Raw genomic sequence first — 19,423 nt, 5'->3', positions numbered from 1 at the left:
TGCGTAGGGGGCATCTCATTGCCACGCCGTGCCGGCTTCGATAGACATAATTCAAGAAGAGATGAGGCATGAAACTCACGAGAATTTACGTTAGCAATTTTCGCAACTTTCGCGAGGTGGACGTCGTCGTAGATGGAAACGTCGTCATCGTCGGCGAGAACCGCGTTGGTAAGAGCAACCTGCTTCATGCATTGCGACTTGTTTTCGATTCAAGCTTGCCCGACAGCGGTCGACAGCTTGGGCAGGGCGATTTCTGGGATGGATTGGGAGAGCCACTCGAAGACGAAGAGATTACTGTCTCCGTAGAATTGCAGGAGTTTGAGGATGACCTAGATGTTCTCGCCCAGCTCACGGACTTTCGACTTGACGATGATCCGCACACGGTGCGGCTTACCTATAAGTTTCGGCCAATTCCTGGGTTAGAGAGGACACCGGAATGCGACGACGACTACGAATTCATCTGCTTTGGCGGTGAAGTCGAGACGAAGCGGTTTAGCCATGAAGTGCGCCGGCGCATTGCGATGGACCTCCTGCCGGCGCTGCGCGATGCTGAAGGTGATCTAGCGACGTGGCGCCGCTCGCCTTTGCGGCCCTTGCTCGAACGCGCCTTTGCAAGCGTGTCTGGCGAAGACCTCGCAGATGTTCGCAATGCTGTCCAGGCCGCGACGGGACAACTGGCGGACTTCCCTTCGGTGCAGCATTTGGAGCGGGCTCTGCAGCAACTGTTCGCATCTATGAGTGGTCCCAAGCAGGATATCGAACCCAGCCTGGGATTCGGGACGACTGACGTGACACGTCTGTTCCGCAATCTTCGGCTACTGATCGATGGCGGCCTACGCACAATTAGCGAGGCCAGTCTCGGCTCGGCCAATGTAGCGTTCCTGACTTTGAAGGCCCTGGAACTTCGCCAACTGATGGGAGAGAACCGGCGGGACCACACGTTACTGGCGATTGAGGAGCCAGAGGCCCACCTGCACCCCCATCTGCAACGCTCTGTGTATCGCCATCTATTTGAAGGTCTCGCGGGCGAGGAGGGGAACGAACAGCTCTCGCTACTCCTGACAACGCACTCGCCCCACATTGCCAGCGTCGCACCTCTGCGCTCCCTGGTGCTGCTACGCGACACGGCTGGCGAGGAGACTGTGGCCGCCTCAGCCGCGTCGATCGACCTTACCGATGAAGAGGAGGACGATCTTGCGCGCTACCTCGACGTGACGCGTGCTGAGATGCTATTCGCTCGGGGGATTGTCCTGGTCGAAGGAGATGCTGAAAAATTCCTGCTGCCAGTGTTTGCCGCCTCTATGGGGCACGATCTCGATCATCTCGGTATCACGGTGTGCTCGGTGGCGGGCACGAACTTCACGCCATACTCGAAATTCCTTGCTGCCCTTGGCATTCCGTTCTCAATAGTGACCGATTGGGATCCACAGGGTGAACGGACACCTCTCGGCTACAACCGTTCCTGGCGACTCGTAAAAACTATTGAGGAAGTACGAACGGGTGAGGATCAGGGTGGGCTCATCGAGGAAATAAGGAGGATCGAGCAGTACAGCGATTTCTCTGACCGCTGTGAGGAGTATGGAGTTTTCACCAATCTCGACACATTAGAGGTCGATTTGTTTGAAGATGAAGACTTCACGGCGGCCATCATCGAAACACTCCGGGAGCAAAGGTTAAGCGAGGAACGGCAGGCGTGGGTGATTCAGTGGGAAGACGACCCAGAGACCTTGAATCGGGAGAACTACCTGAAGCTGATTGAAGCCGTCGGAAAAGGACGATTTGCACAGCGTTTGGCGTCTCGCATTGAGGGTATCGCACCGCCCCCCTACATTGCGCGCGCAATTACCTACGTGGTCGACCGTGTCTGATCGCGCGGCCTACCTGCGGGCGGCTGCGCAGATCCAGCGCAACGCGGGGCAATGGGCAGCATACGAATCCCGTGGCCATTGCGTCGTGCTGGCGGGGCCCGGGAGCGGGAAAACCAAGACGCTCGTGACAAAGTTGGCGCGTATGCTCGCGGAGGACGTACCGGAACCACGCGGCATCGCCTGCATCACATATAACAATGAATGCGCGCGCGAGCTAGAAGATCGGCTGGCTTCACTCGGGGTAGCGCCGGGTGGACGTGTGTTTGTTGGGACCGTGCATTCCTTCTCGCTTACGCAGATCCTCTTACCCTATGCCAAGGTCGCCCGATTGGGTCTGCCTGAAGGCTTCGGTGTGGCGACCCGAGCTGAGCGACAGGCGGCGCTGGCCGAAGCGGTGAACCTCACGATCGAAGCGCCCGGCAATCCTCAAGACTGGGAATTCCGGCTCGGCAACTATCGCCGATCAATCCTAAATCGCGAAAGTCAAGAATGGCGTGATACCGAACCAGAGCTTGCGCGCCTTGTTGAGGCCTACGAAGCACAACTACGTCGCCGTGGCCTGATCGACTTCGATGACATGCCCTTGCTGGCGGTGCGAGCGCTGCGTGACAACCCGTGGTTGCAGCGGGCACTGCTCGCCAAGTATCCCGTGCTCGTCGTCGATGAGTACCAGGACCTTGGTGTAGCGCTGCATCGCATGGTGATGGGGTTATGTTTTCGTGCCGGCATGCGGCTCTTTGCCGTGGGCGATGTCGACCAATCGATCTACGGGTTCACAGGGGCTCGCCCCGATCTGCTCCGCAGACTGTCCGAGCGCGAGGACGTGGAGACAGTGCGTCTGCGGCTGAACTATCGCAGTGGAAACCGTATCGTAGTTGCCTCGCGCGTGGCCCTGGGCGAAGAGCGCGATTACGAGGCTGCTGATGCTGCGGTCCAAGGAACGGTGTATATCCACCCCACTGGCGGCACCTATGAGCAGCAGGCGGCACGCCTTGTAGGCGAGTTGCTTCCGCAAGCGCTGAGGCGTCACCCGCAGCTCGGCTATCGCAATGTTGCGGTGCTTTACCCAGCCGCTTGGATCGGCGATGCGGTTGCCGGCGCGGCGCAAGCTGCCGGCATCCCAATTGTGCGCATAGACGGCAATGCCCTATACCCGCGTTCTAGTCGCCTCATGCAGTGGTTGGAGTTATGCGGCCAATGGTGTTGTGGCGGATGGCGAACGGGGAAGCCGCGTTTTACTCGCCTGACGCAGGAGGGGCGGCGACTGTTCGCAGAGTCCATAAATGGTGATGAACAGGCGATGGACTTTCATCGCCGATTGATTGCCGCGCTGTGGGATAGCCGGGATGCAAACCTGAACCTACATGGTTGGCTTGCAAGACTGTCGAGAGACGTGATCGAACCATTTGCCTCCGAATGCCCTGCGCTGAGGGATGAGATGGACACCTTGGCTGTCTTTGCTGCCCGGATTGCTCCGGAGGGAGATCGTGCCGATATGGTTCTGGGAGAGTTGGCTGGCGACGGCGAGCATTTGAATCGGCTAACACTGTCGACGCTGCACAGCGCAAAGGGCAGGGAGTTCGACGTGGTGTTCTTGTTCGGTATGGACCGCGGACGGCTACCGCGCAACGGAGTTGGTCCGCAGCAGGTCGTCGAGGCGCGCCGACTGTTTTACGTAGGCTTTACCCGGGCCAAGTCTGAGGTTCATCTAGTGCACAGTGCGGGGCGTTCATCGCCATTTGTGGAAGAAATTGAAATTCACCTAGCCGAGGATGCTTGACGGCCCCGCATTCGGCGCCGGCAGCCTTCCTGCGGGGGCAAAGCTGCGGTACGAATGGTTCTAGGTGGCATAATGCTGCGCATGCGGGGTGCCCTTGATATCATGTCTACTGATTGACGATGGACTAGCCAGAATCGCCGCCCCGCAAATTGCTCCATCTACGGCGCCGGCAAAAGGTTGACGCTTATGACGGTAAAAGCGACGGTAAAGGCCCATGTCGATCACTGCCAAACCCTTTAACCATGCGGGCTTGCGAGACCTGTTGATGATCGAGTGGGAGTGAATTGACGTCCTTCGAGGACTATCGCCAGCTATCGAAAAACTGTCGTGACGTGTTGATTTTCAAGTCAATGCGTCGCGGCACCTATCGGCGGCTATCCGCCGGCCAGCAAAAAAGGCTGACGATAAATCTGACGGTAAGAACCGAGGCCGACATTCGCATTCACGATTCAGACTTTTACCGTCCTTGACGGTAAAAGTCTTCCCGGGAAAGCTTGTTTTACCCGGCTTTCCGGGCATCAACAGATATCCCGATCCCTGACGCTGTACTAGCAATCTGAAGCCCAAATCCAAGATTTATATAAGGCTTCTGATCCTGCCCGTCGCTGCCATTATCCTGCGGTGCCGATGAGCGGCCTTTCTCGCGCGCCATCAAGTATTTCGTGATCCACTTGCACAGCAGGTTGGCATGTCGTGCGCGCGAAGCGTCGATACGTGGGCCGGTATCGCTGCGCTACGCGCCGGCGAGACGTGCTTGCAGCGTATCGATCGACGCCGCGACGAACGACGAGAACGCACGAATCCTGGCGGTCTTGCGAAGATCCGGATGAGTCAGCATCCACAGGTCCGTCGCCAGTGCATCGATCCGGCCGCCGATTCGCACCAGATCGCGATCACCGTCGACCAGATAGCACGGCAGCACGGCCGCGCCAAGGCCCTCGCGCGCTGCGGCGAGCAGGCCGAGCAATGTATCGACCCGATACGCACAACGCGCGTCAGCCCCCTGCGCGCACATCCATTGTTCCAGCGAACGGTAGCCCATCTTCGGGTCCGGGCCGATCCATTCCAGATCATCGCCACGTGCGCGCCACGCTGGCGTCGCATAAATGGCTTGCGCGATTGTCCCGATCTGGCGGCCGATCAATGTGCCCGGAGGCGACGACGACGGGCGGATCGCGACATCGGCCTCGCGCTTCGACAGATCGAATACCGTGTTCGACACGGACACCTCAAGCGCGATTTCCGGGTAGGCGCGCCGGAATGCGGCAAACATCGGCGACAGCAGCCCCGACAGCAGCGTGTCGGTTGTCGTCACGCGGACGGTGCCCAACGGGCGCGCGTCGCGACCGGCCACGCGTCGCTCGATGCCATTGACCTCGTCCTGGATCCTTGCGGCGGCAGCTGCGACATCCTCGCCGTCCGGCGTAGGCACATAACCGGTCCGAGTCCGCTCGAACAGCCTGACGCGCAGCCTCGTCTCGATCGCCGACAGTCGGCGGAACACTGTCGCGTGGCTGGTTCCGAGTAGCCGCGCAGCACCCGCGAGCGACCCGGTCCGCGAAACGGCCAGCACCAATCTCAGATCGTCCCATGACATTCGCTGTTCATTCATGCAAACCTCGTTTGCGAAGTTGGCCGGTTCCCGCGCATTTTCGCCGCGTGTACCGTAGCAAGCATATACCGGCCACCGCAGCAGCGAGATCGCCACATCCTTTACACCATCGAGGATCGTCGCAAATGAACACACTGATCGTCCATTGCCACCCGGAAGCACGTTCGTTCAACGCTGCGCTGCGCGACACCGCAGCGCAGGCGATGCGCACGCTCGGCCATGAAATTGACGTGTCGGATCTATACGCGGAAGCCTTCGATCCGGTCGAGGCGCCGCGCCATTACCGGTGCCGGGCGAACGACGACGTTTTTTCCGCGCTGGCCGAGCAGCGCCACGCGAGCGCGCACGACACGCTGCCCGAGGACGTTCGTCGGGAAATCGGCCGGCTCGAGCAGGCCGACCTTGTGATTTTCCAGTTTCCGATCTGGTGGCACGCTGCGCCCGCGATGCTGAAGGGATGGTTCGATCGCGTGTTCGTGAACGGGGGCTTGTACACCGGCAGTCGGCGTTACGATCATGGCCATTTCCGCGGGCGGCGCGCAATTTGTTCGGTCACGACCGGCGCGCCGGCGGCAACATTCGCCCCGGATGGGCGCAGCGGCGACATCGACCTGTTGCTGTGGCCGATCCACTATTCGTTGTACTACATGGGCTACGACGTGCTGAAGCCGGTGCTTGCGCACGGCGTGCAAGACACGCGCGGCGGCTATGCGTATCAGGCCGATGCGCCATTCATCGCCGAGCTGGCCACGCATCGTGAAAACCTTGCCCGCCGCCTCGCGAACTGGCAGACGGATACGCCGCTCCGGTTTCCCGGATGGGATGACTGGGACGAGCATGGTGTGCTGAAACCCGGGGTCACCGGGTAAGGCGTCGGAGCATGCTTGCCAGTTTCAGCCGCCGTCAAGCGCACGGCGAACCTTGTCGCCGAGGTTGCGCAAACGCTCGACAGGTTCATTGGAAAACACGAATCGAATGTAGTCGTTTCCGTGTTGGTGTCCCCATCCCGCCATGCCTGTCGCGCAGACTCCACGGGCGAACAGGCGTTGTGCCATTTGCTCACCGGTCAGGCCAAACTCCGAGACGCGCAACAACATCGACCAGCCTCCCGCCGGCATGCCGAATGGCAATCCCGCGAGCGCGTTCGCAATCGTGTCGCGCCGGCGCTCGAGCTCGGCGACATAAGCGGGCAAATCCTGGTTGGAGCGCTCCAGCGCGACGGACACCGCTTCCTGCGCGATGCCGACGGGTACCACGACGTTGGCGAGCGACACGGCAATCAGGTCCGGCATGAGCCAAGCCGGCCCCACGATCCAGCCGACGCGCCAGCCAATCATGCGCAATTCCTTTGAGGCGGCGCCAACCGTTACCGTGCGATCGATCATCCCCGCGTAACCGGCGGGATGGATCACCTTGCGTCCATCGAACAGCAGCCGTTCCATTGCGCTATCGACGATCAGCAGAAGATCGTTGCGCACGCACAGTTCAGCGACGAGCGCCCAGTCTTCGGAATCCAATACGCCGCCGGAGGGCATCGAGGGCGACATCAGAAGCATCGCGCGCGTTCGCGGCCCAATGGCCGTCCGCAGCGCCGCGCGGTTCAGTTTCCATTCGCCTTCCTGATTAAAGTCGAACGGCACCTGCCGCGGCGAGCCACCCGCCAGCCGGATCCGGTTCAACAACCCGGCGTAGGTCGGGTCCGTGACGATCACCTCGTCGCCGACCTCGATGGTGGCGAGCAGCACATTCAGGATGCCGGACAAGCCGCCCGCGGAAATCACGACGTTGTCGGCGGTGTAGGGCACGCCGGACAGCGCCGAGACATGCGCGGCAGCGGTCGCGCGCAATCGATCGTGGCCCACGAACGGCAGATAGGAATTGGCCGAATCGCGCACAACGGACGCCTGGGTTATTGCCAGCACTTCAGCCACTGGCGCGATGTCCGTGTCGAGATTCTCGAGGCGCAACAGGTCGCCGCCCGTGTGGTCGGCCAATGAACCCATTCGATCGACGCCAATACCGGCAATGTGCGCAAGACGTGCTGGGCGATTGCGGCTCATGCGATCTCCATTTCGTGATAGATTATAGATAATCTACAAAAAGGATGTTCGCAATGAACTTCAATGTCAAGGAGAATCGTTCGATCGCCGGACAAATCGCGACGTCGCTAGCGGAGCGCATCATCTCGGGCGACATTGCGCCAGGCGAGCGCTTGCGTCAGGACGAACTGGCTATCCAGTTCAAGGCGAGCCACGTGCCCGTGCGCGAGGCCTTCAGGCGACTCGAAGCGCAGGGTCTCGTCGTTTCGGAGCCGAGGCGCGGGGTGCGTGTGGCACCGCTTGATCCGCTGGCGGTGCGGGAGGTCGCGAAAATGCGGGCGGCGCTTGAAACGCTCGCGTTGCGCGAGTCCATGCCGGCGTTAGCCGACGCCGGCTTTGCCGACATTGATCGACTGCTCGAAGACGAATCGTCCGAGCGCAGCGTGTTGCAGCTCGAAGTGCTCAATCAGCGGTTGCATCGCGCGCTGGTCGAGCATTGCGCGATGCCGCGTCTACTCACCGCAATTGACGACCTGCATCGTGCCAGCACACGCCATTTATTCGCTGCGTGGAAACGGCTGGACTGGCAGTCCCAGTCGCATGATGGACACAAGCAGATTGTCGAGGCACTTCGTGTTCGCGATGTCGAAGCGGCCTGCGCGGCGCTCTCCAGCCATATTATTGGTGCGGGTGACGCGCTCGCGGCGGCACTTGAGCGCTGACTGCCGCAACCCGCACGCCAGGTGGGTAACGTGTCCGCATACACCGCCCACGAGTCAACGCGTTCCTTCGACGAAGCGTTGATCGGGATATTCGCCAAGGGGGCGAATGGGGCATGCCCCGGTAACGGATCACGGCATCGAACGATGCGAAATGCCCGGCAGGGGAACCTGCCGGGCATTTTCTATGCCGTGGGCACATGGTCGTCCGATTGACCATAATGGAAGCGTCATCTTCGGCGTATTTCCCATGCTGCCATGACCCAACTGACGCTACCCGGAATCGAAGCGGGCCGGCTGGAGCATCACCTGTTCTTCGCGGTGAAGCCCGATCCGGATACCGCCGCGCGCATCGCGGACCAGGCCGGCCGACTGCAGGCCGAGGTGCCCGTCGAAGGCCGGTTGCAGGACGCCGACCGTTTCCACATCACGTTGCAGTCGCTCGGGCCGTTCATGCAGGTGCCGTCGGGCGTCGCCGCACGTGCGTGCCTGGCGGCGCAACGCATCCACGTGGCGCCGTTCGACGTGACGTTCGACCGGATTCTCAGCTTCAAGGGCCGGCCGGGAAATTTTCCGTGGGTGCTGACCCCGGAGATCGCGCCGGGTGCATTGACTGCGTTCCATCAGAAACTGGTCGACGCGCTCAACTGGGCCGGGTTTCGCGCATCAGGCAGGCATTTCACGCCTCATGTCACGTTGTTGTATAGCGAACACCGATTCCGGCCGCGCGAGATTGCGCCGATTACGTGGCGCGTGCGCGAATTCGTGCTGATCGACAGCTGGTTCGGCAAGACACATCATGAAATCAAAGGGTGCTGGCCGTTGAGCGACGATGGCTTGCAGTAAGGGCGCCGCTCACGGACGGTTCGATCGGTCGATGTCCGCGGCCCGCGCGACGGCACGCAGCGCAACGTCGCGCACGCCCGCGCTCATCGGCAGATCGTCGCGTTCGAGTTCAACGAGATCGAACCAGCGTGCCTCCAGCGCGTCGTCGCCGGCAGCGGGCGTACCGCGCAGCCATCTGCACAGCACCGCGACCATCACGAAATGCTGGCGCACGCGGCCGGCGGCATCGTGATCGAATGAGTCGAGCGCGGTGAGTACGTCGAGCGCTTCGACGTCGAGCGTCGTCTCTTCGGCGATCTCGCGAACGATCGCGTCCGCGATCGGCTCGCCCGGTTCGATCTTGCCGCCGGGGAATCCCCAGCGGCCCGCGTCCGGCGGATTCGCGCGCCGCACGAGCAGCACGTCGCGGTCGCGCAGCACGACGCCGATCACGGCAGGAACGGCACGCAGCGGCGATGCGTCGGCGGTCGGGGAGCGTGAGGGTTCGGACATGATCGGGTCTAGGCGTCAGCGGACGCGAACGGGTTGGTGTACCTGCGATTCATCGCACGTCGTTGCTGCGCTGCTCGATTGCATGAATCACGGCGACCATGTCGGACGAGCCGTATCCGGCCTGCTCGGTTTCGCCATAGAGCGCATGACAGATGTCCAGCAGCGGCGACGCGATCCCGATGCCGCGCGCGGATTCGGCGACGAGCCGCGCGTTCTTCAGCACGTCGGTGATTGCCGCCTGCACGTCGAAGTCCGACGCGACGAGCTTGCCGAGCTTCACGCGCGACACGTCGCTTGCCATCGGGCCGGCGTTCAGCACGTCGGCGAAGCGCCCGAGATCGATGCCGTGGCGTTGCGCGAAATGCGTCGCTTCGGTCAGGCCCGTGACCATCGTGATCAGGAACAGGTTCACGGCGAGTTTCATCGTCAGCGCGGCCGGCACGTCGCCGCACACGAAGCTGTCGCGGCACAGCGGCTTCACGAGCGGGCGGATCGCGGCGACGTCTTCCGGCGCGCCGGCCAGCATCACGACGAGCTGTCCGGCTTCGGCCGGCTTGCGCGAACCCGACACCGGCGATTCGACGTAGCGGCCGGATGCGGCGGCGATTTCGTCGGCGAGCGCGCGCGAGTATTCGGGCGAATTCGTGCCCATGTTCACGATCGCGTGTCCGCCGACGCGTGCGGCGAAATCGGGCGTGCCGCGGGCAAGGACGGTATCGATCGCGGCGTCGTTCGCGAGCATCAGCAGCACGGTGCGGCACGCGTCGAACACGTCGTCGACGCGTTCGACGACTTGCGCGCCGGCATCGCGCAGCGCATCGTCGCTGCCGTGCGACCGGCTCCACACGACGAGCGGCGTGCCGGCCCGCGCGAGGTTGAGTGCCATCGGCGTGCCCATTACGCCGAGGCCGATGAATCCGACTGCCGTTTGCATGTCCGTGCTCCTTCGGGAAAGGCGAGTGCAGCGCGCAGGCGTCAGTATCGCAGCGTTTTCGGACTCGTGCGGGCGCGTGCCGGTGGGGTGCACTGAAGCCGTGCGGATCGCGACCCGGTGGGACGGTGAAACGGCAGATCGAAGGCCGTTCGTTCGGTATTCAGCCCGCGGACTCGTCGCGAGCATGCAAGCCGTGCGAAGCGAGGCCTGTATCCGGTCGGTTCTTGCCGAGTTCGACCAGATACGGCCACGGATAGATACCGCGCGCATGACCGTCGCCGAACAGCAGCCGGATGCCGTAGCCGGCCGCTTCGACACCGTCCAGCATCAGGCCCGGTTGCGCGCGAACGCTGCCGCCGTCGAACCGGATTTTCCTGCACGCGGCGCACGGACAATCGCGGCGCAACCGCGCATAGCCGATGCGTTGCGTAGCGCCATCCGGCCAGCGCAGCGTCAACGCGCGGGCCGCATGGTCGAGCAGGATCTCGGTCGGCGCGATCATCGTGCGTCTCCTTCGATCTGCGCGATGGCGATCCGCACGGCCTTGCGGACTTCGGGATCGCGATCCTCCAGCGCGTCATGCAATGCGGGCAACGTCGCGGGATCGCGCAGTTCGCCGAGCGCGAGCGCGGCCTCCTTGCGCAGGTTGCTGATCGCATGCGCGAGCAATGCGACGACGGCCGATGCTGCTGCGGCATCGTGCAACTGTCCGAGCGCGCGCACCGCACGCAATCGCACCTGCCAGTAATCGTCGTCGAGCGCGGCGACGAGCGGCGCACGCGCGGCTGCGATGCGCAGCTTGCCGAGCGTCGCGGCCGCTTCTTCGCGGACCTGCCATTCGGCGTCGCGCAATGCCGCAAGCAATGCGGTCGCGACGGCTGTGTCGCTCGATGCCGCAAATCCGACCGCGCCGACCGCGATGCGTCGTACGTCGGCATGAGCGTCGGCTGTCGCCACGCGGGCGAGCGGCGCGAGCCCGCGAGCGTCCTTGAGCCACCCGAGCACGGCGACGCCTTCCGCCCGCACGGCCGCCGCGTCCGCGTCGAGCGCGCGCAGTGCCGGCGCGAACGCGTCGGGGTCGCGCAGTTCGCGCAGCCCGCGCAGCACGGCGCCGCGCACGAACGGTTCCGGCCGTTCGGCCCAGCGGCACAGCACGGCACCGGAGGTCACGTCCTTCAGCTCGGACAGGCTTTGTGCAGCGGTCGCGCGTACACCGTCGTCCGGGTCGAGCAGCGCGTGACACAGTGCGTCGACGACGTCGGGCTGTTCCCACGCGCCGAGCACGCGCGCGGCTTCGCCGCGCACGTCGGCCGACGGATCGTCGCGCAGTGCTGCAACGAATGCCGGCACGAGATCGGGATCCTCGAGGTCGGCGAGTTCAAGGAGTGCAAGGCGGCGCACCGGTGCGTCGGGCGAACCGACGCGCGCGACGAGGCCGGCAAGGTCGGGATCGAACGCGCCGGGCAGCGGGAAAGCAGGAGAAGAAGCGGTCATGGGCAATAGGCGGAGCGGTGAGGGGCGCGCGATCAAACGGCGTCGCGCAGGAGCGCGAGGCAGCGGCGCTTGATGTCGACGAACGCGGACTCGGTGGTGCTGTCGTCGGTGCGCGGTCGTGCGAGCGGCACCGGTATGTCGACGACGATGCGTGCGGGCCGCGGCGACAGCATCAGGATGCGGTCGCCGAGAAACAGCGCTTCCTCGATGTCGTGCGTGACGAACAACACGGTCGTGCCGATGCGCGACCAGATGTCGAGCAGCAGCGTTTGCATCATGCGGCGCGTCTGCGCGTCGAGCGCGCCGAACGGTTCGTCCATCAGCAGGATGCGCGGCCGGTTGATCAGCACGCGGGCAATCTCGACGCGCTGCTGCATGCCGCCGGACAACTGCGCGGGGTAGTGCGCGCCGTAGTCGCCGAGCCCGACGAGTTCGAGCAGCGCGGCGGCTTCGCGGCGACGCTCGCGCGCAGGCACGCCTTTCATCTTCAGGCCGAATGCGACGTTGTCGATCACGCGCTTCCATGGAAACAGCGTGTGCTGCTGGAACACGAGCCCGCGATCGGGATGCGGGCGGTCGACCGGTTCGCCGTCGACGACGATCTCGCCGTGCGTGGCCTCGACGTGTCCGGCGAGCGCGCCGAGCAGCGTCGACTTTCCGCACCCGGACGGCCCGAGCACGCAGACGAATTCGCCGGGTGCGATGTCGACGTCGAGTGCATCGAGCGCCGCGAAGCGCGCATGCGGCGGCCCGAGTTCGATCGTCAGCGCACGTACGCCGACGCGGCCCGGTGCGGCCGTGGCAAGAGCGGCGGTGGTCATTGCCGGCCTCCACGCGGTGCGTACCACGGCGTGAGCGCCGTGCCGATTCGTTTGACGAGCAGGCTGCTGCCCATCCCGAGCAGGCCGATCAGCGCCATCCCGACGACGATGTCCGGGTAGTTCTGCAACGTATAGGACTCCCATGTGAAATAGCCGATGCCGTACTGGCCCGCGATCATCTCGGCCGTGACGAGGCAGAACCACGCCGTGCCCATCCCGATCGACAGCCCCGTGAAGATCGCCGGCGCCGCGCCCGGCAGGATCACTTCCGCGTAGAGTGCGATGCCGCGCGTGCCGAGGCTGCGAGCGGTCGCGACGAGCCGCGGGTCGACGGCTTCGGCGCCGTGCACGGTGTTCAACAGGATCGGGAACAGCGCGCCGACGAACGTGATGAACATCATGCTCAGTTCGGACGACGGAAACATCAGGATCGCGAGCGGAATCCACGCGACGGCCGGAATCGGCCGCAGCACTTCGAGCGGCGGCAGCAGCGTGTCTTCGAGCGCACGATAGCGGCCGATCGCGAGCCCGAGACCGACGCCGGCGAATGCCGCCGCGACGAAGCCGGCGAGTACGCGCGTGATGCTCGCGAACAGGTGCATCGGCAGCTTCGGCGAATGCAGCAGCGACCATAGCGCAGGCCCGACGTCGGCCGGCGCCGGCACGTTCGCGAACGTGACGATGCCGAGCGACAGCCGCCACTGGACGGCCGCCTGCCACAGCGCGACGCACGCGACGAGCGACGCGATTCGCCATGCGCGGCGGCGCAACGAGGTCGGGCGCGCATGCGCGGCGGCATGCGTGGTGCGGGTGTCGCCGGCGCGCGGCGATTCGGAGAGACGGCGTTTGGCAAGCTCGACGGTGGCGGCCATGCGGATATCCGGTGTCGGTGAAGAGGGCGGGGAAGGTTCAGCGCGATGCAAGCGCTTGCGCGGCGCCGGTCTTCGCGGCCGCGTAGTCGACGACCGAACCGGACACCCGCTGTGCGTACGCATCGGCGCTCGTTTTCAGCAGGAATGCGCTCAACGCGCCGTGCGCGTCCTTCACGTACCACGCCTGGTCTGCGAACAGCTTCAGCCCGCTCGCATGGTCGTGCACGAAGACCGCACGCACCTTCGCGGCCGGGCCGAGCTTGCCGAGCGCAGTGAACGCGGCTGCGGGGCTCGCGTAGTGACGTACGGGTTCGTCGTCGACCAGCCAGACCTGTGCGACGTCGTTGAAGTCGCGGATCGGCTTGCCCGTCGTCGCGTCGTTCGCGACGAGCGGCTGCTTGCCGTAGTGCTTCAGCGCGGCGTCGTAGTCGAGCCCCGACGCCTTGAAGGCGGCGCGGATATAGCGGTCGTCGATGAAGGTCGCCGGATCGGGCGCGGTGTCGGTCTTCTTCAGCAGCTTGAGCGTGTCGATGGCGGTCGCGACGGCCTGCCGGTATTCGGGCTTCCACGTGAGGTCGCGGGTCTGGATGCCGAGCGGCCCGTGATACAGGTAGTCGACCGGCGCCTCGATGCCGGTGACCTTTTCGATCAGCAGGCTGTATTTCTCGGGATTCTGCGCAAGCAGGCGGTTCGCTTCGATCGCGGCACGCAGGTACGCGACGACCACCTCCGGATAGCGCTGCGCGTAGTCCGCGTCGACGAGCGCGCCGTGGAAAGTCGGCGCATGGGTTTGCGCACCGTCGTAGATCTTGCGCGCGATGCCGCGATACGGGAACAGATCGGCAAACGGCACGAAGTCGGCATGCGCGTCGATCTTGCCGGCCTTCAATGCGCTGCCGGCCACTTCGGGCGCCTGCGTGACGATGTTCACGTCGGTATCGGGGTTCCAGCCCTGCGCCTTGATCGCGCGCAGCAGCATCCCGTGCGAGGTCGACGCGAACGGCACCGAGATCGTCTTGCCCTTGAGGTCCGCGAGCGAGCGCACCGGCGAACCGGTCGGCACGACGATCCCGTTGCCGCTGCCTTCGATGCTGCCGTCGAGCACGGTGATGAACACGCTCTTGCGGCCGGCCTTGCGGAACGCCGCACCGTTCAGCGCACCGGGGAAATCGGCCATCGCGCCGAAGTCGAGCTTGCCGGCGACCATCTCGTTGGTCAGCGGTGCGCCGGACGTGAAGTCCTTCCACTGCACGTCGTACTTCACGTCCTGGTACTTGCCGGTGTGCGGCAGATATTTGTCGAGCAGATGCAGCTCGCGAATCAGCAGGCCGCCGGTCGCGCAGTTGATCGTCGTGTCCTGCGTGCCGATCGCGACGCGGATCGTTTCGGCGTGCGCGAGGCCGGCGGCCGACAGCGCGAGCGAGGCGGCGAGGAGGCGGAACATCCGTAGCGTAGGGTTCATGTGTCGTAGGTCCGATGGTGGAGAAGCGGCGTGCCAGGTCAGCGCAGCAGGTACGGGATGTCGACCTTGACCGCGCCGGTCGGGCAGTCGCGTTCGCACGGCATGCAGTACCAGCATTCGTCGAACTGCATGTAGGCCTTGCCCTTGGTCACGTCGATCGCGAGCAGGTCGAGCGGGCACACGTCGACGCAGACGGTGCAGCCCTTGTCGGCGATGCAGCGGTCCTCGTCGATCGTCACGGGCGCGCTGCTGCGCAGAAAGATGTCGTGCGGGGTATGGGACACGGTAAGGCTCCTCGGAGTCACAGGGCGGCCGCGAGTGCGGCCGGTTCGCGGATGCGCAGGTGCGCGTAGGCGCTGCGCTCGTCGTCGGCGAGCGGCACGATGTAGGGTTCGACCGGACGCTTCTCGCTGCGCATCGCACCGGCGGCACCTTTGCGCAGCCACGTGTGGCAGAACCATTCCGCGTCGTTGCGATGCGGGAAATCGACGCGATGGTGGTACAGTCCCCAGCGGCTCTCGGTACGGAACAGCGACGCACGCGCAGCCATTTCGGCGCAGTCGCGGATCGCCCGCACTTCGGCGGCACGCATCAGTTCGTGCGGATGGTTCGCCTTGATTTCTTCGATATCCTCAATAATTCCGTCAAAACGTTGCAGGCCGATTTCCATCTTGCGCGTCACCTTCGGCGGTTGCAGGTAATCGTTCACCATGCGGCGCAGCTTGTATTCGACCTGCGCGGGCGCGAGGCCGCGTTCGCGCGTGAGCGGCGCGAGCACGCGGGTGCGCTCGGCCGCGACCTGCGCGTCGTCCACCGGCGCGTGATCGCGTCCGGCCACGTAGTCGGCCGCGTTCTGCCCGGCGAACCAGCCGTACGTGAACGCGCCGAGCATGTAGTTGTGCGGTACGGCCGCCATGTCGCCGGCTGCATAGAGCCCCGGCACGGTCGTTTCCGCGCGGGCGTTCACGTACACGCCGGACGCGCTGTGCCCGCTGCAGAAGCCGATCTCGGAGATGTGCATCTCGACCATCTGCTGCCGGTAGTCGGTGCCGCGCCCCGCATGGAAGCGGCCGCGGCTCGGCCGCTCGTTGGTGTGCAGGATCTGCTCGATGGTCTGGATCGTTTCTTCCGCGAGGTGGTCGAGCTTCAGGAACACCGGGCCGTTGCCGCTTTGCAGTTCCTGGTAGAACTCCCACATCATCTGGCCGCTCCAGTAGTCGCACTCGATGAAGCGTTCGCCCTTGCCGTTCGCGGTGAAGCCGCCGAGCGGGCCCGTCACGTAAGCGCAGGCCGGCCCGTTGTAGTCCTTGATCAGCGGATTGATCTGGAAGCACTCGAGGTTCGCGAGTGCGGCGCCCGCGTGGTAGGCCATCGCGTAGCCGTCGCCCGCATTGGTCGGGTTTTCGTACGTGCCCATCAGGTAGCCGGACGCCGGCAGCCCGAGGCGGCCGGCCGCGCCGCAGCACAGAATCACGGCCTTCGCGCGGATCACGTGAAAATCCGCCGTGCGGCAGTCGAAGCCGAGTACGCCGCTCGCGCGGCCTTGCGCGTCGGTCAGCACGCGCGTCGCGACGATCCGGTTCGTGATCGCGATGCGCGCGCGCTTCAACTGCCGGTACAGCACCTTCTTGATATCGTGTCCTTCCGGCATCGGCAGCACGTACGAGCCCATGTGATGGACCTTCTTCACCGCGTAGTCGCCGGTGCCGTCCTTCTCGAACTTCACCCCCCAGCGGTCGAGCTGTTCGATCGTCGCGAAGCTGTGCGTCGCGTATGCATGCACGGCCTCCTGGTCGACGATCCCGTCGTTGGCGATCGTGATTTCGCGCGTGTACTGTTCGGGCGTCGCATGGCCGGGGATCACCGCGTTGTTCAGTCCGTCCATCCCCATCGAGATCGCGCCGCTGCGCTTCACGTGCGCCTTCTCCAGCAACAGCACGCGCAGCGACGGGTCGCGCTCCTTCGCCTTGATCGCCGCCATCGGGCCGGCCGTGCCGCCGCCGACCACGACGATGTCGTATTCGAGTACATGGGTATTCATCACGGGTTCCTTGCAGGTTGGCGAGTCTTCTGCCGGTCGATGCGCAACCGGTACTGGAAGGCGTCGCCGCGGAAGTAGAGGTATTCGTAGTCGATCGGCGTACCCGACGCGTCGTGCGTGAGCCGCTCGATGCGCAGCACCGGGCTGCTTTCCTCGACGCGCAGCGCATCGACGATCTCGTCGTCGGCGAGGATCGCGTCGATCGACACGTCGGCGTGGCCGAGCGGCACGCCGCAGTCGTTTTCCAGGATCAGGAAGATGTCGCGGGTCGCGAGATCGGCGCCGGCGAGCCGCTTGCCGAGCGCTTCGGGCACCCACGTCTGTTCGAGCGACACGGGCTCGCGGTTCAAGAGCCGCACGCGGTGGATCTCGACGAGCGGCGCACCTTCCGGCACGTTCAGTTTCGTCGCGAGATGGCGATCGGCCTTGACGGTGCGAAAGCTGCGCAGCTGGTTGACGATCTCGTAGCCCATCGACGACATCGCTTCGGCAAAGCCCTGCAGCGACGTCACGTTCTGGAATGCCTTCGGCTTCGACACGAACGTGCCCTTGCCGTGCAGCTTGAACAGCAGGCCTTCCTTCTGCAGGTCGCCGAGCGCCTGGCGCACCGTGATGCGGCTCACGTCGAACATCGCGCAGAGTTCGTGCTCGGACGGCATCCGGCTGTGCGGCGCATAGGTGCCGTCGAGGATGCGCGCGCGCAGCGTGTCCTTGATCTGCACGTAGAGCGGGGCCGTCGATAGCGGCACGACGTTGGGTGGGGTCATCGGTCAACTTGTTATGACAAGAAGACTGGAGTGTAGTGAGCGGGCTCGCGCGCCCAAACCAACTATTTCTGATTTCGACTTTCCGATTCCGGAAAAGCGGGGTGGGGTTCCGTGGACCGAATGATGGGGGCCGATGCCGGGCGGCACGTCGATCGGTCCCCCTGGCCGCTTGCCACGCGCGGAAATCGGCCGACAATCGGAAATTCGCGGCTGGCGTGCCGCGCGTGTCGATTTCCCGATGTGTCGTTCGTCGTATCGATGTCGACCGGATGGCGTCGCCGCGCCCGTGCGCGAACGCTGCCCGGTTCCCCGTCGATGGCTGCTGGACAGAGAAAGGAGCTACCGGATGCCGGATTCCCGATACCGTTGGGTGATCGTCGCCGCGGGCGGCCTGCTGAGCTGCATCGCGATCGGCGCGATGTTTTCGCTGCCGGTGTTCCTGCGGGCCGTCGCGCGCGACACGGGGTGGTCGATGACCGGCATTTCGGCCGCGATGACGCTCGGCTTCATCGCGATGGCGTTCGCGAGCATCGCGTGGGGCAGCCTGTCGGACCGGATCGGCACGCGCGCGGTGGTCGCGACGGGCGCGGTGCTGCTGGCGGCGAGTCTCGCGCTCGCGAGCCGTGCGCCGTCGCTGCTCGCGTTCCAGCTGATTTTCGGACTGGGTGTCGGGGGTGCCGCCGCCGCGGTGTTCGCGCCGATGATGGCGTGCGTGACGGGCTGGTTCGACACGCACCGCAGCCTCGCGGTGTCGCTGGTGTCGGCCGGCATGGGGATGGCGCCGATGACGATGTCGCCGCTTGCCGCGTGGCTCGTGTCACGCGAAGACTGGCGCGCGTCGATGCTGACGATCGCCGTGCTGGCGGCCGCCGTGATGATCCCGGCGTCGCTGCTCGTGCGCCGCCCGCCGGCGCTCGACCGCCCGCCTGCCGAACCGGTGGCGGCCGGTGCGCCCGCGCCGCTGTCGGTCGGCAACGCGCTGCGCTCGCCGCAGTTCGTCGTGCTGTTGCTGACCAATTTCTTCTGCTGCGCGACGCACTCCGGGCCGATCTTCCATACGGTCAGCTATGCGGTGACCTGCGGGATTCCGCTGATCGCCGCGGTGTCGATCTACAGCGTCGAAGGGCTCGCGGGGCTGGGCGGGCGGATCGCATTCGGGCTGCTCGGCGACCGTTTCGGCGCGAAGCGCATGCTGGCGGCCGGGTTGCTCGCGCAGGCGCTGGGCGCGCTCGGCTACTACTTCGTGCGCACGCTCGACGGGTTCTACGCGGTCGCGATGCTGTTCGGCTTCATTTATGCGGGCGTGATGCCGCTGTATTCGGTGCTCGCCCGCGAGAATTTTCCGCTGCGGATGATGGGCACCGTGATCGGTGGCAGCGCGATGGCCGGCAGCCTCGGGATGGCGGCGGGGCCCGTCGCGGGCGGCCTGATCGTCGATGCGCTCGGCAGCTACGGCTGGCTGTACATCGGATCGTTCGTGATCGGCATCGCCGCGTTCGCCGTGGCGATGATGTTCAGGCCGTTTCCGAAGGCGCCGTCGCAAACGGTTGCCGTGTGACCGGGCAGGACCACAAGGGCGGTGTTGGCAGCGAAACGAACGTCGATTTGCAAGGATACACAATAAAAAAACGGGGGCGGACGCTGCCGGTCCGAAATGACACCAAGCCCGCGCGGAG

At 64.6% G+C, this 19,423-nt stretch carries 18 protein-coding genes; 6 read left to right on the top strand and 12 right to left on the bottom strand.

The genetic code is table 11. The features are described 5' to 3' along the window. Nucleotides 1–68: 68 nt before the first annotated feature. Both BME24068_RS14130 and BME24068_RS14125 read left to right on the top strand, forming a co-directional pair. Entirely contained in the window at nucleotides 69–1,868 is a 1,800-nt protein-coding gene (locus BME24068_RS14130) for an ATP-dependent nuclease (protein WP_174926447.1), read from the top strand. Continuing rightward, nucleotides 1,861–3,648 (top strand): ATP-dependent helicase, encoded by a 1,788-nt coding sequence (locus BME24068_RS14125; RefSeq protein ID WP_174926446.1) that lies wholly within the window; start codon nucleotides 1,861–1,863, stop codon nucleotides 3,646–3,648. Before BME24068_RS14130 ends, BME24068_RS14125 begins: the two co-directional genes overlap by 8 nt. 733 nt (nucleotides 3,649–4,381) lie before the next feature. Here BME24068_RS14125 and BME24068_RS14120 read toward each other — a convergent pair. Continuing rightward, complete coding sequence (locus BME24068_RS14120; RefSeq protein ID WP_174926445.1) at nucleotides 4,382–5,260, bottom strand: LysR family transcriptional regulator; 879 nt, start codon at nucleotides 5,258–5,260, stop codon at nucleotides 4,382–4,384. On the opposite strand from BME24068_RS14120, the gene BME24068_RS14115 reads away from it, so the two are divergent. After that, nucleotides 5,239–6,129, top strand: coding sequence for an NAD(P)H-dependent oxidoreductase (locus tag BME24068_RS14115; protein WP_239007595.1), 891 nt, complete (start codon nucleotides 5,239–5,241; stop codon nucleotides 6,127–6,129). The two genes, BME24068_RS14120 and BME24068_RS14115, sit on opposite strands and share 22 nt — an antisense overlap. Before the next feature lie 24 nt (nucleotides 6,130–6,153). Here BME24068_RS14115 and BME24068_RS14110 read toward each other — a convergent pair whose 3' ends face one another. Next, nucleotides 6,154–7,320: a pyridoxal phosphate-dependent aminotransferase gene (locus BME24068_RS14110; RefSeq protein ID WP_174926444.1), complete on the bottom strand. Its 1,167-nt coding sequence runs from the start codon at nucleotides 7,318–7,320 to the stop codon at nucleotides 6,154–6,156. Nucleotides 7,321–7,373: 53 nt separating this feature from the next. On the opposite strand from BME24068_RS14110, the gene BME24068_RS14105 reads away from it, so the two are divergent. Both BME24068_RS14105 and thpR read left to right on the top strand, forming a co-directional pair. Then, entirely contained in the window at nucleotides 7,374–8,021 is a 648-nt protein-coding gene (locus tag BME24068_RS14105; RefSeq protein WP_174926443.1) for a GntR family transcriptional regulator, read from the top strand. A gap of 255 nt (nucleotides 8,022–8,276) precedes the next feature. After that, nucleotides 8,277–8,864, top strand: coding sequence for an RNA 2',3'-cyclic phosphodiesterase (gene thpR, locus BME24068_RS14100; RefSeq protein ID WP_096503261.1), 588 nt, complete (start codon nucleotides 8,277–8,279; stop codon nucleotides 8,862–8,864). A 9-nt stretch (nucleotides 8,865–8,873) separates the two neighbouring features. Here the strand turns inward: thpR and BME24068_RS14095 are convergent, their stop codons facing one another. The 10 genes from BME24068_RS14095 to BME24068_RS14050 form a co-directional block, all read right to left on the bottom strand. Beyond that, complete coding sequence (locus BME24068_RS14095) at nucleotides 8,874–9,356, bottom strand: NUDIX hydrolase (RefSeq protein ID WP_174926442.1); 483 nt, start codon at nucleotides 9,354–9,356, stop codon at nucleotides 8,874–8,876. A 49-nt stretch (nucleotides 9,357–9,405) separates the two neighbouring features. Then, the gene (locus BME24068_RS14090; protein WP_174926441.1) at nucleotides 9,406–10,290 is read right to left on the bottom strand and encodes an NAD(P)-dependent oxidoreductase; all 885 of its coding nucleotides are present in this window, start codon (nucleotides 10,288–10,290) and stop codon (nucleotides 9,406–9,408) included. A 160-nt stretch (nucleotides 10,291–10,450) separates the two neighbouring features. Then, nucleotides 10,451–10,792, bottom strand: coding sequence for a gamma-butyrobetaine hydroxylase-like domain-containing protein (locus tag BME24068_RS14085; protein ID WP_174926440.1), 342 nt, complete (start codon nucleotides 10,790–10,792; stop codon nucleotides 10,451–10,453). Then, complete coding sequence (locus tag BME24068_RS14080) at nucleotides 10,789–11,784, bottom strand: HEAT repeat domain-containing protein (RefSeq protein ID WP_174926439.1); 996 nt, start codon at nucleotides 11,782–11,784, stop codon at nucleotides 10,789–10,791. The genes BME24068_RS14085 and BME24068_RS14080 overlap by 4 nt, the downstream gene beginning before the upstream one ends. 32 nt (nucleotides 11,785–11,816) lie before the next feature. Further along, nucleotides 11,817–12,605 carry an ABC transporter ATP-binding protein gene (locus BME24068_RS14075; RefSeq protein ID WP_174926438.1) on the bottom strand — a complete coding sequence of 263 codons (789 nt, stop codon included), beginning with the start codon at nucleotides 12,603–12,605 and terminating at the stop codon, nucleotides 11,817–11,819. Continuing rightward, entirely contained in the window at nucleotides 12,602–13,477 is an 876-nt protein-coding gene (locus tag BME24068_RS14070; protein WP_096503249.1) for an ABC transporter permease, read from the bottom strand. The genes BME24068_RS14075 and BME24068_RS14070 overlap by 4 nt, the downstream gene beginning before the upstream one ends. Before the next feature lie 37 nt (nucleotides 13,478–13,514). Further along, nucleotides 13,515–14,939 carry an ABC transporter substrate-binding protein gene (locus tag BME24068_RS14065; protein ID WP_174926437.1) on the bottom strand — a complete coding sequence of 475 codons (1,425 nt, stop codon included), beginning with the start codon at nucleotides 14,937–14,939 and terminating at the stop codon, nucleotides 13,515–13,517. Nucleotides 14,940–14,977: 38 nt separating this feature from the next. Then, nucleotides 14,978–15,223 (bottom strand): 4Fe-4S dicluster domain-containing protein, encoded by a 246-nt coding sequence (locus BME24068_RS14060; RefSeq protein WP_096503245.1) that lies wholly within the window; start codon nucleotides 15,221–15,223, stop codon nucleotides 14,978–14,980. Between the two features lie 17 nt (nucleotides 15,224–15,240). Continuing rightward, nucleotides 15,241–16,980 carry a fumarate reductase/succinate dehydrogenase flavoprotein subunit gene (locus BME24068_RS14055; RefSeq protein WP_174926436.1) on the bottom strand — a complete coding sequence of 580 codons (1,740 nt, stop codon included), beginning with the start codon at nucleotides 16,978–16,980 and terminating at the stop codon, nucleotides 15,241–15,243. Continuing rightward, nucleotides 16,980–17,747, bottom strand: coding sequence for a GntR family transcriptional regulator (locus BME24068_RS14050; RefSeq protein WP_096503241.1), 768 nt, complete (start codon nucleotides 17,745–17,747; stop codon nucleotides 16,980–16,982). The genes BME24068_RS14055 and BME24068_RS14050 overlap by 1 nt, the downstream gene beginning before the upstream one ends. A gap of 346 nt (nucleotides 17,748–18,093) precedes the next feature. Here BME24068_RS14050 and BME24068_RS14045 point away from each other — a divergent pair, with 346 nt between their 5' ends. Then, complete coding sequence (locus BME24068_RS14045) at nucleotides 18,094–19,305, top strand: MFS transporter (protein WP_174926435.1); 1,212 nt, start codon at nucleotides 18,094–18,096, stop codon at nucleotides 19,303–19,305. Nucleotides 19,306–19,423: the final 118 nt, after the last annotated feature.

Source organism: Burkholderia anthina (assembly GCF_902498995.1).
GTDB lineage: Bacteria > Pseudomonadota > Gammaproteobacteria > Burkholderiales > Burkholderiaceae > Burkholderia > Burkholderia anthina.
The sequence above is the reverse complement of the archived record's forward strand: the minus strand, read 5'-3'. Positions and strand labels throughout refer to the sequence as shown.

Bases quoted from the DNA above. Each gene is read 5' to 3' on its own strand.
- BME24068_RS14115 (WP_239007595.1), top strand. From the start codon at position 5,239: ATGACATTCGCTGTTCATTCATGCAAACCTCGTTTGCGAAGTTGGCCG.
- BME24068_RS14070 (WP_096503249.1), bottom strand. From the start codon at position 13,477: ATGGCCGCCACCGTCGAGCTTGCCAAACGCCGTCTCTCCGAATCGCCG.
- BME24068_RS14110 (WP_174926444.1), bottom strand. From the start codon at position 7,320: ATGAGCCGCAATCGCCCAGCACGTCTTGCGCACATTGCCGGTATTGGC.
- BME24068_RS14095 (WP_174926442.1), bottom strand. From the start codon at position 9,356: ATGTCCGAACCCTCACGCTCCCCGACCGCCGACGCATCGCCGCTGCGT.
- BME24068_RS14130 (WP_174926447.1), top strand. From the start codon at position 69: ATGAAACTCACGAGAATTTACGTTAGCAATTTTCGCAACTTTCGCGAG.
- BME24068_RS14090 (WP_174926441.1), bottom strand. From the start codon at position 10,290: ATGCAAACGGCAGTCGGATTCATCGGCCTCGGCGTAATGGGCACGCCG.
- BME24068_RS14085 (WP_174926440.1), bottom strand. From the start codon at position 10,792: ATGATCGCGCCGACCGAGATCCTGCTCGACCATGCGGCCCGCGCGTTG.
- BME24068_RS14075 (WP_174926438.1), bottom strand. From the start codon at position 12,605: ATGACCACCGCCGCTCTTGCCACGGCCGCACCGGGCCGCGTCGGCGTA.
- BME24068_RS14050 (WP_096503241.1), bottom strand. From the start codon at position 17,747: ATGACCCCACCCAACGTCGTGCCGCTATCGACGGCCCCGCTCTACGTG.
- BME24068_RS14045 (WP_174926435.1), top strand. From the start codon at position 18,094: ATGCCGGATTCCCGATACCGTTGGGTGATCGTCGCCGCGGGCGGCCTG.
- BME24068_RS14080 (WP_174926439.1), bottom strand. From the start codon at position 11,784: ATGACCGCTTCTTCTCCTGCTTTCCCGCTGCCCGGCGCGTTCGATCCC.
- BME24068_RS14120 (WP_174926445.1), bottom strand. From the start codon at position 5,260: ATGAATGAACAGCGAATGTCATGGGACGATCTGAGATTGGTGCTGGCC.
- BME24068_RS14065 (WP_174926437.1), bottom strand. From the start codon at position 14,939: ATGAACCCTACGCTACGGATGTTCCGCCTCCTCGCCGCCTCGCTCGCG.
- BME24068_RS14105 (WP_174926443.1), top strand. From the start codon at position 7,374: ATGAACTTCAATGTCAAGGAGAATCGTTCGATCGCCGGACAAATCGCG.
- BME24068_RS14055 (WP_174926436.1), bottom strand. From the start codon at position 16,980: ATGAATACCCATGTACTCGAATACGACATCGTCGTGGTCGGCGGCGGC.
- thpR (WP_096503261.1), top strand. From the start codon at position 8,277: ATGACCCAACTGACGCTACCCGGAATCGAAGCGGGCCGGCTGGAGCAT.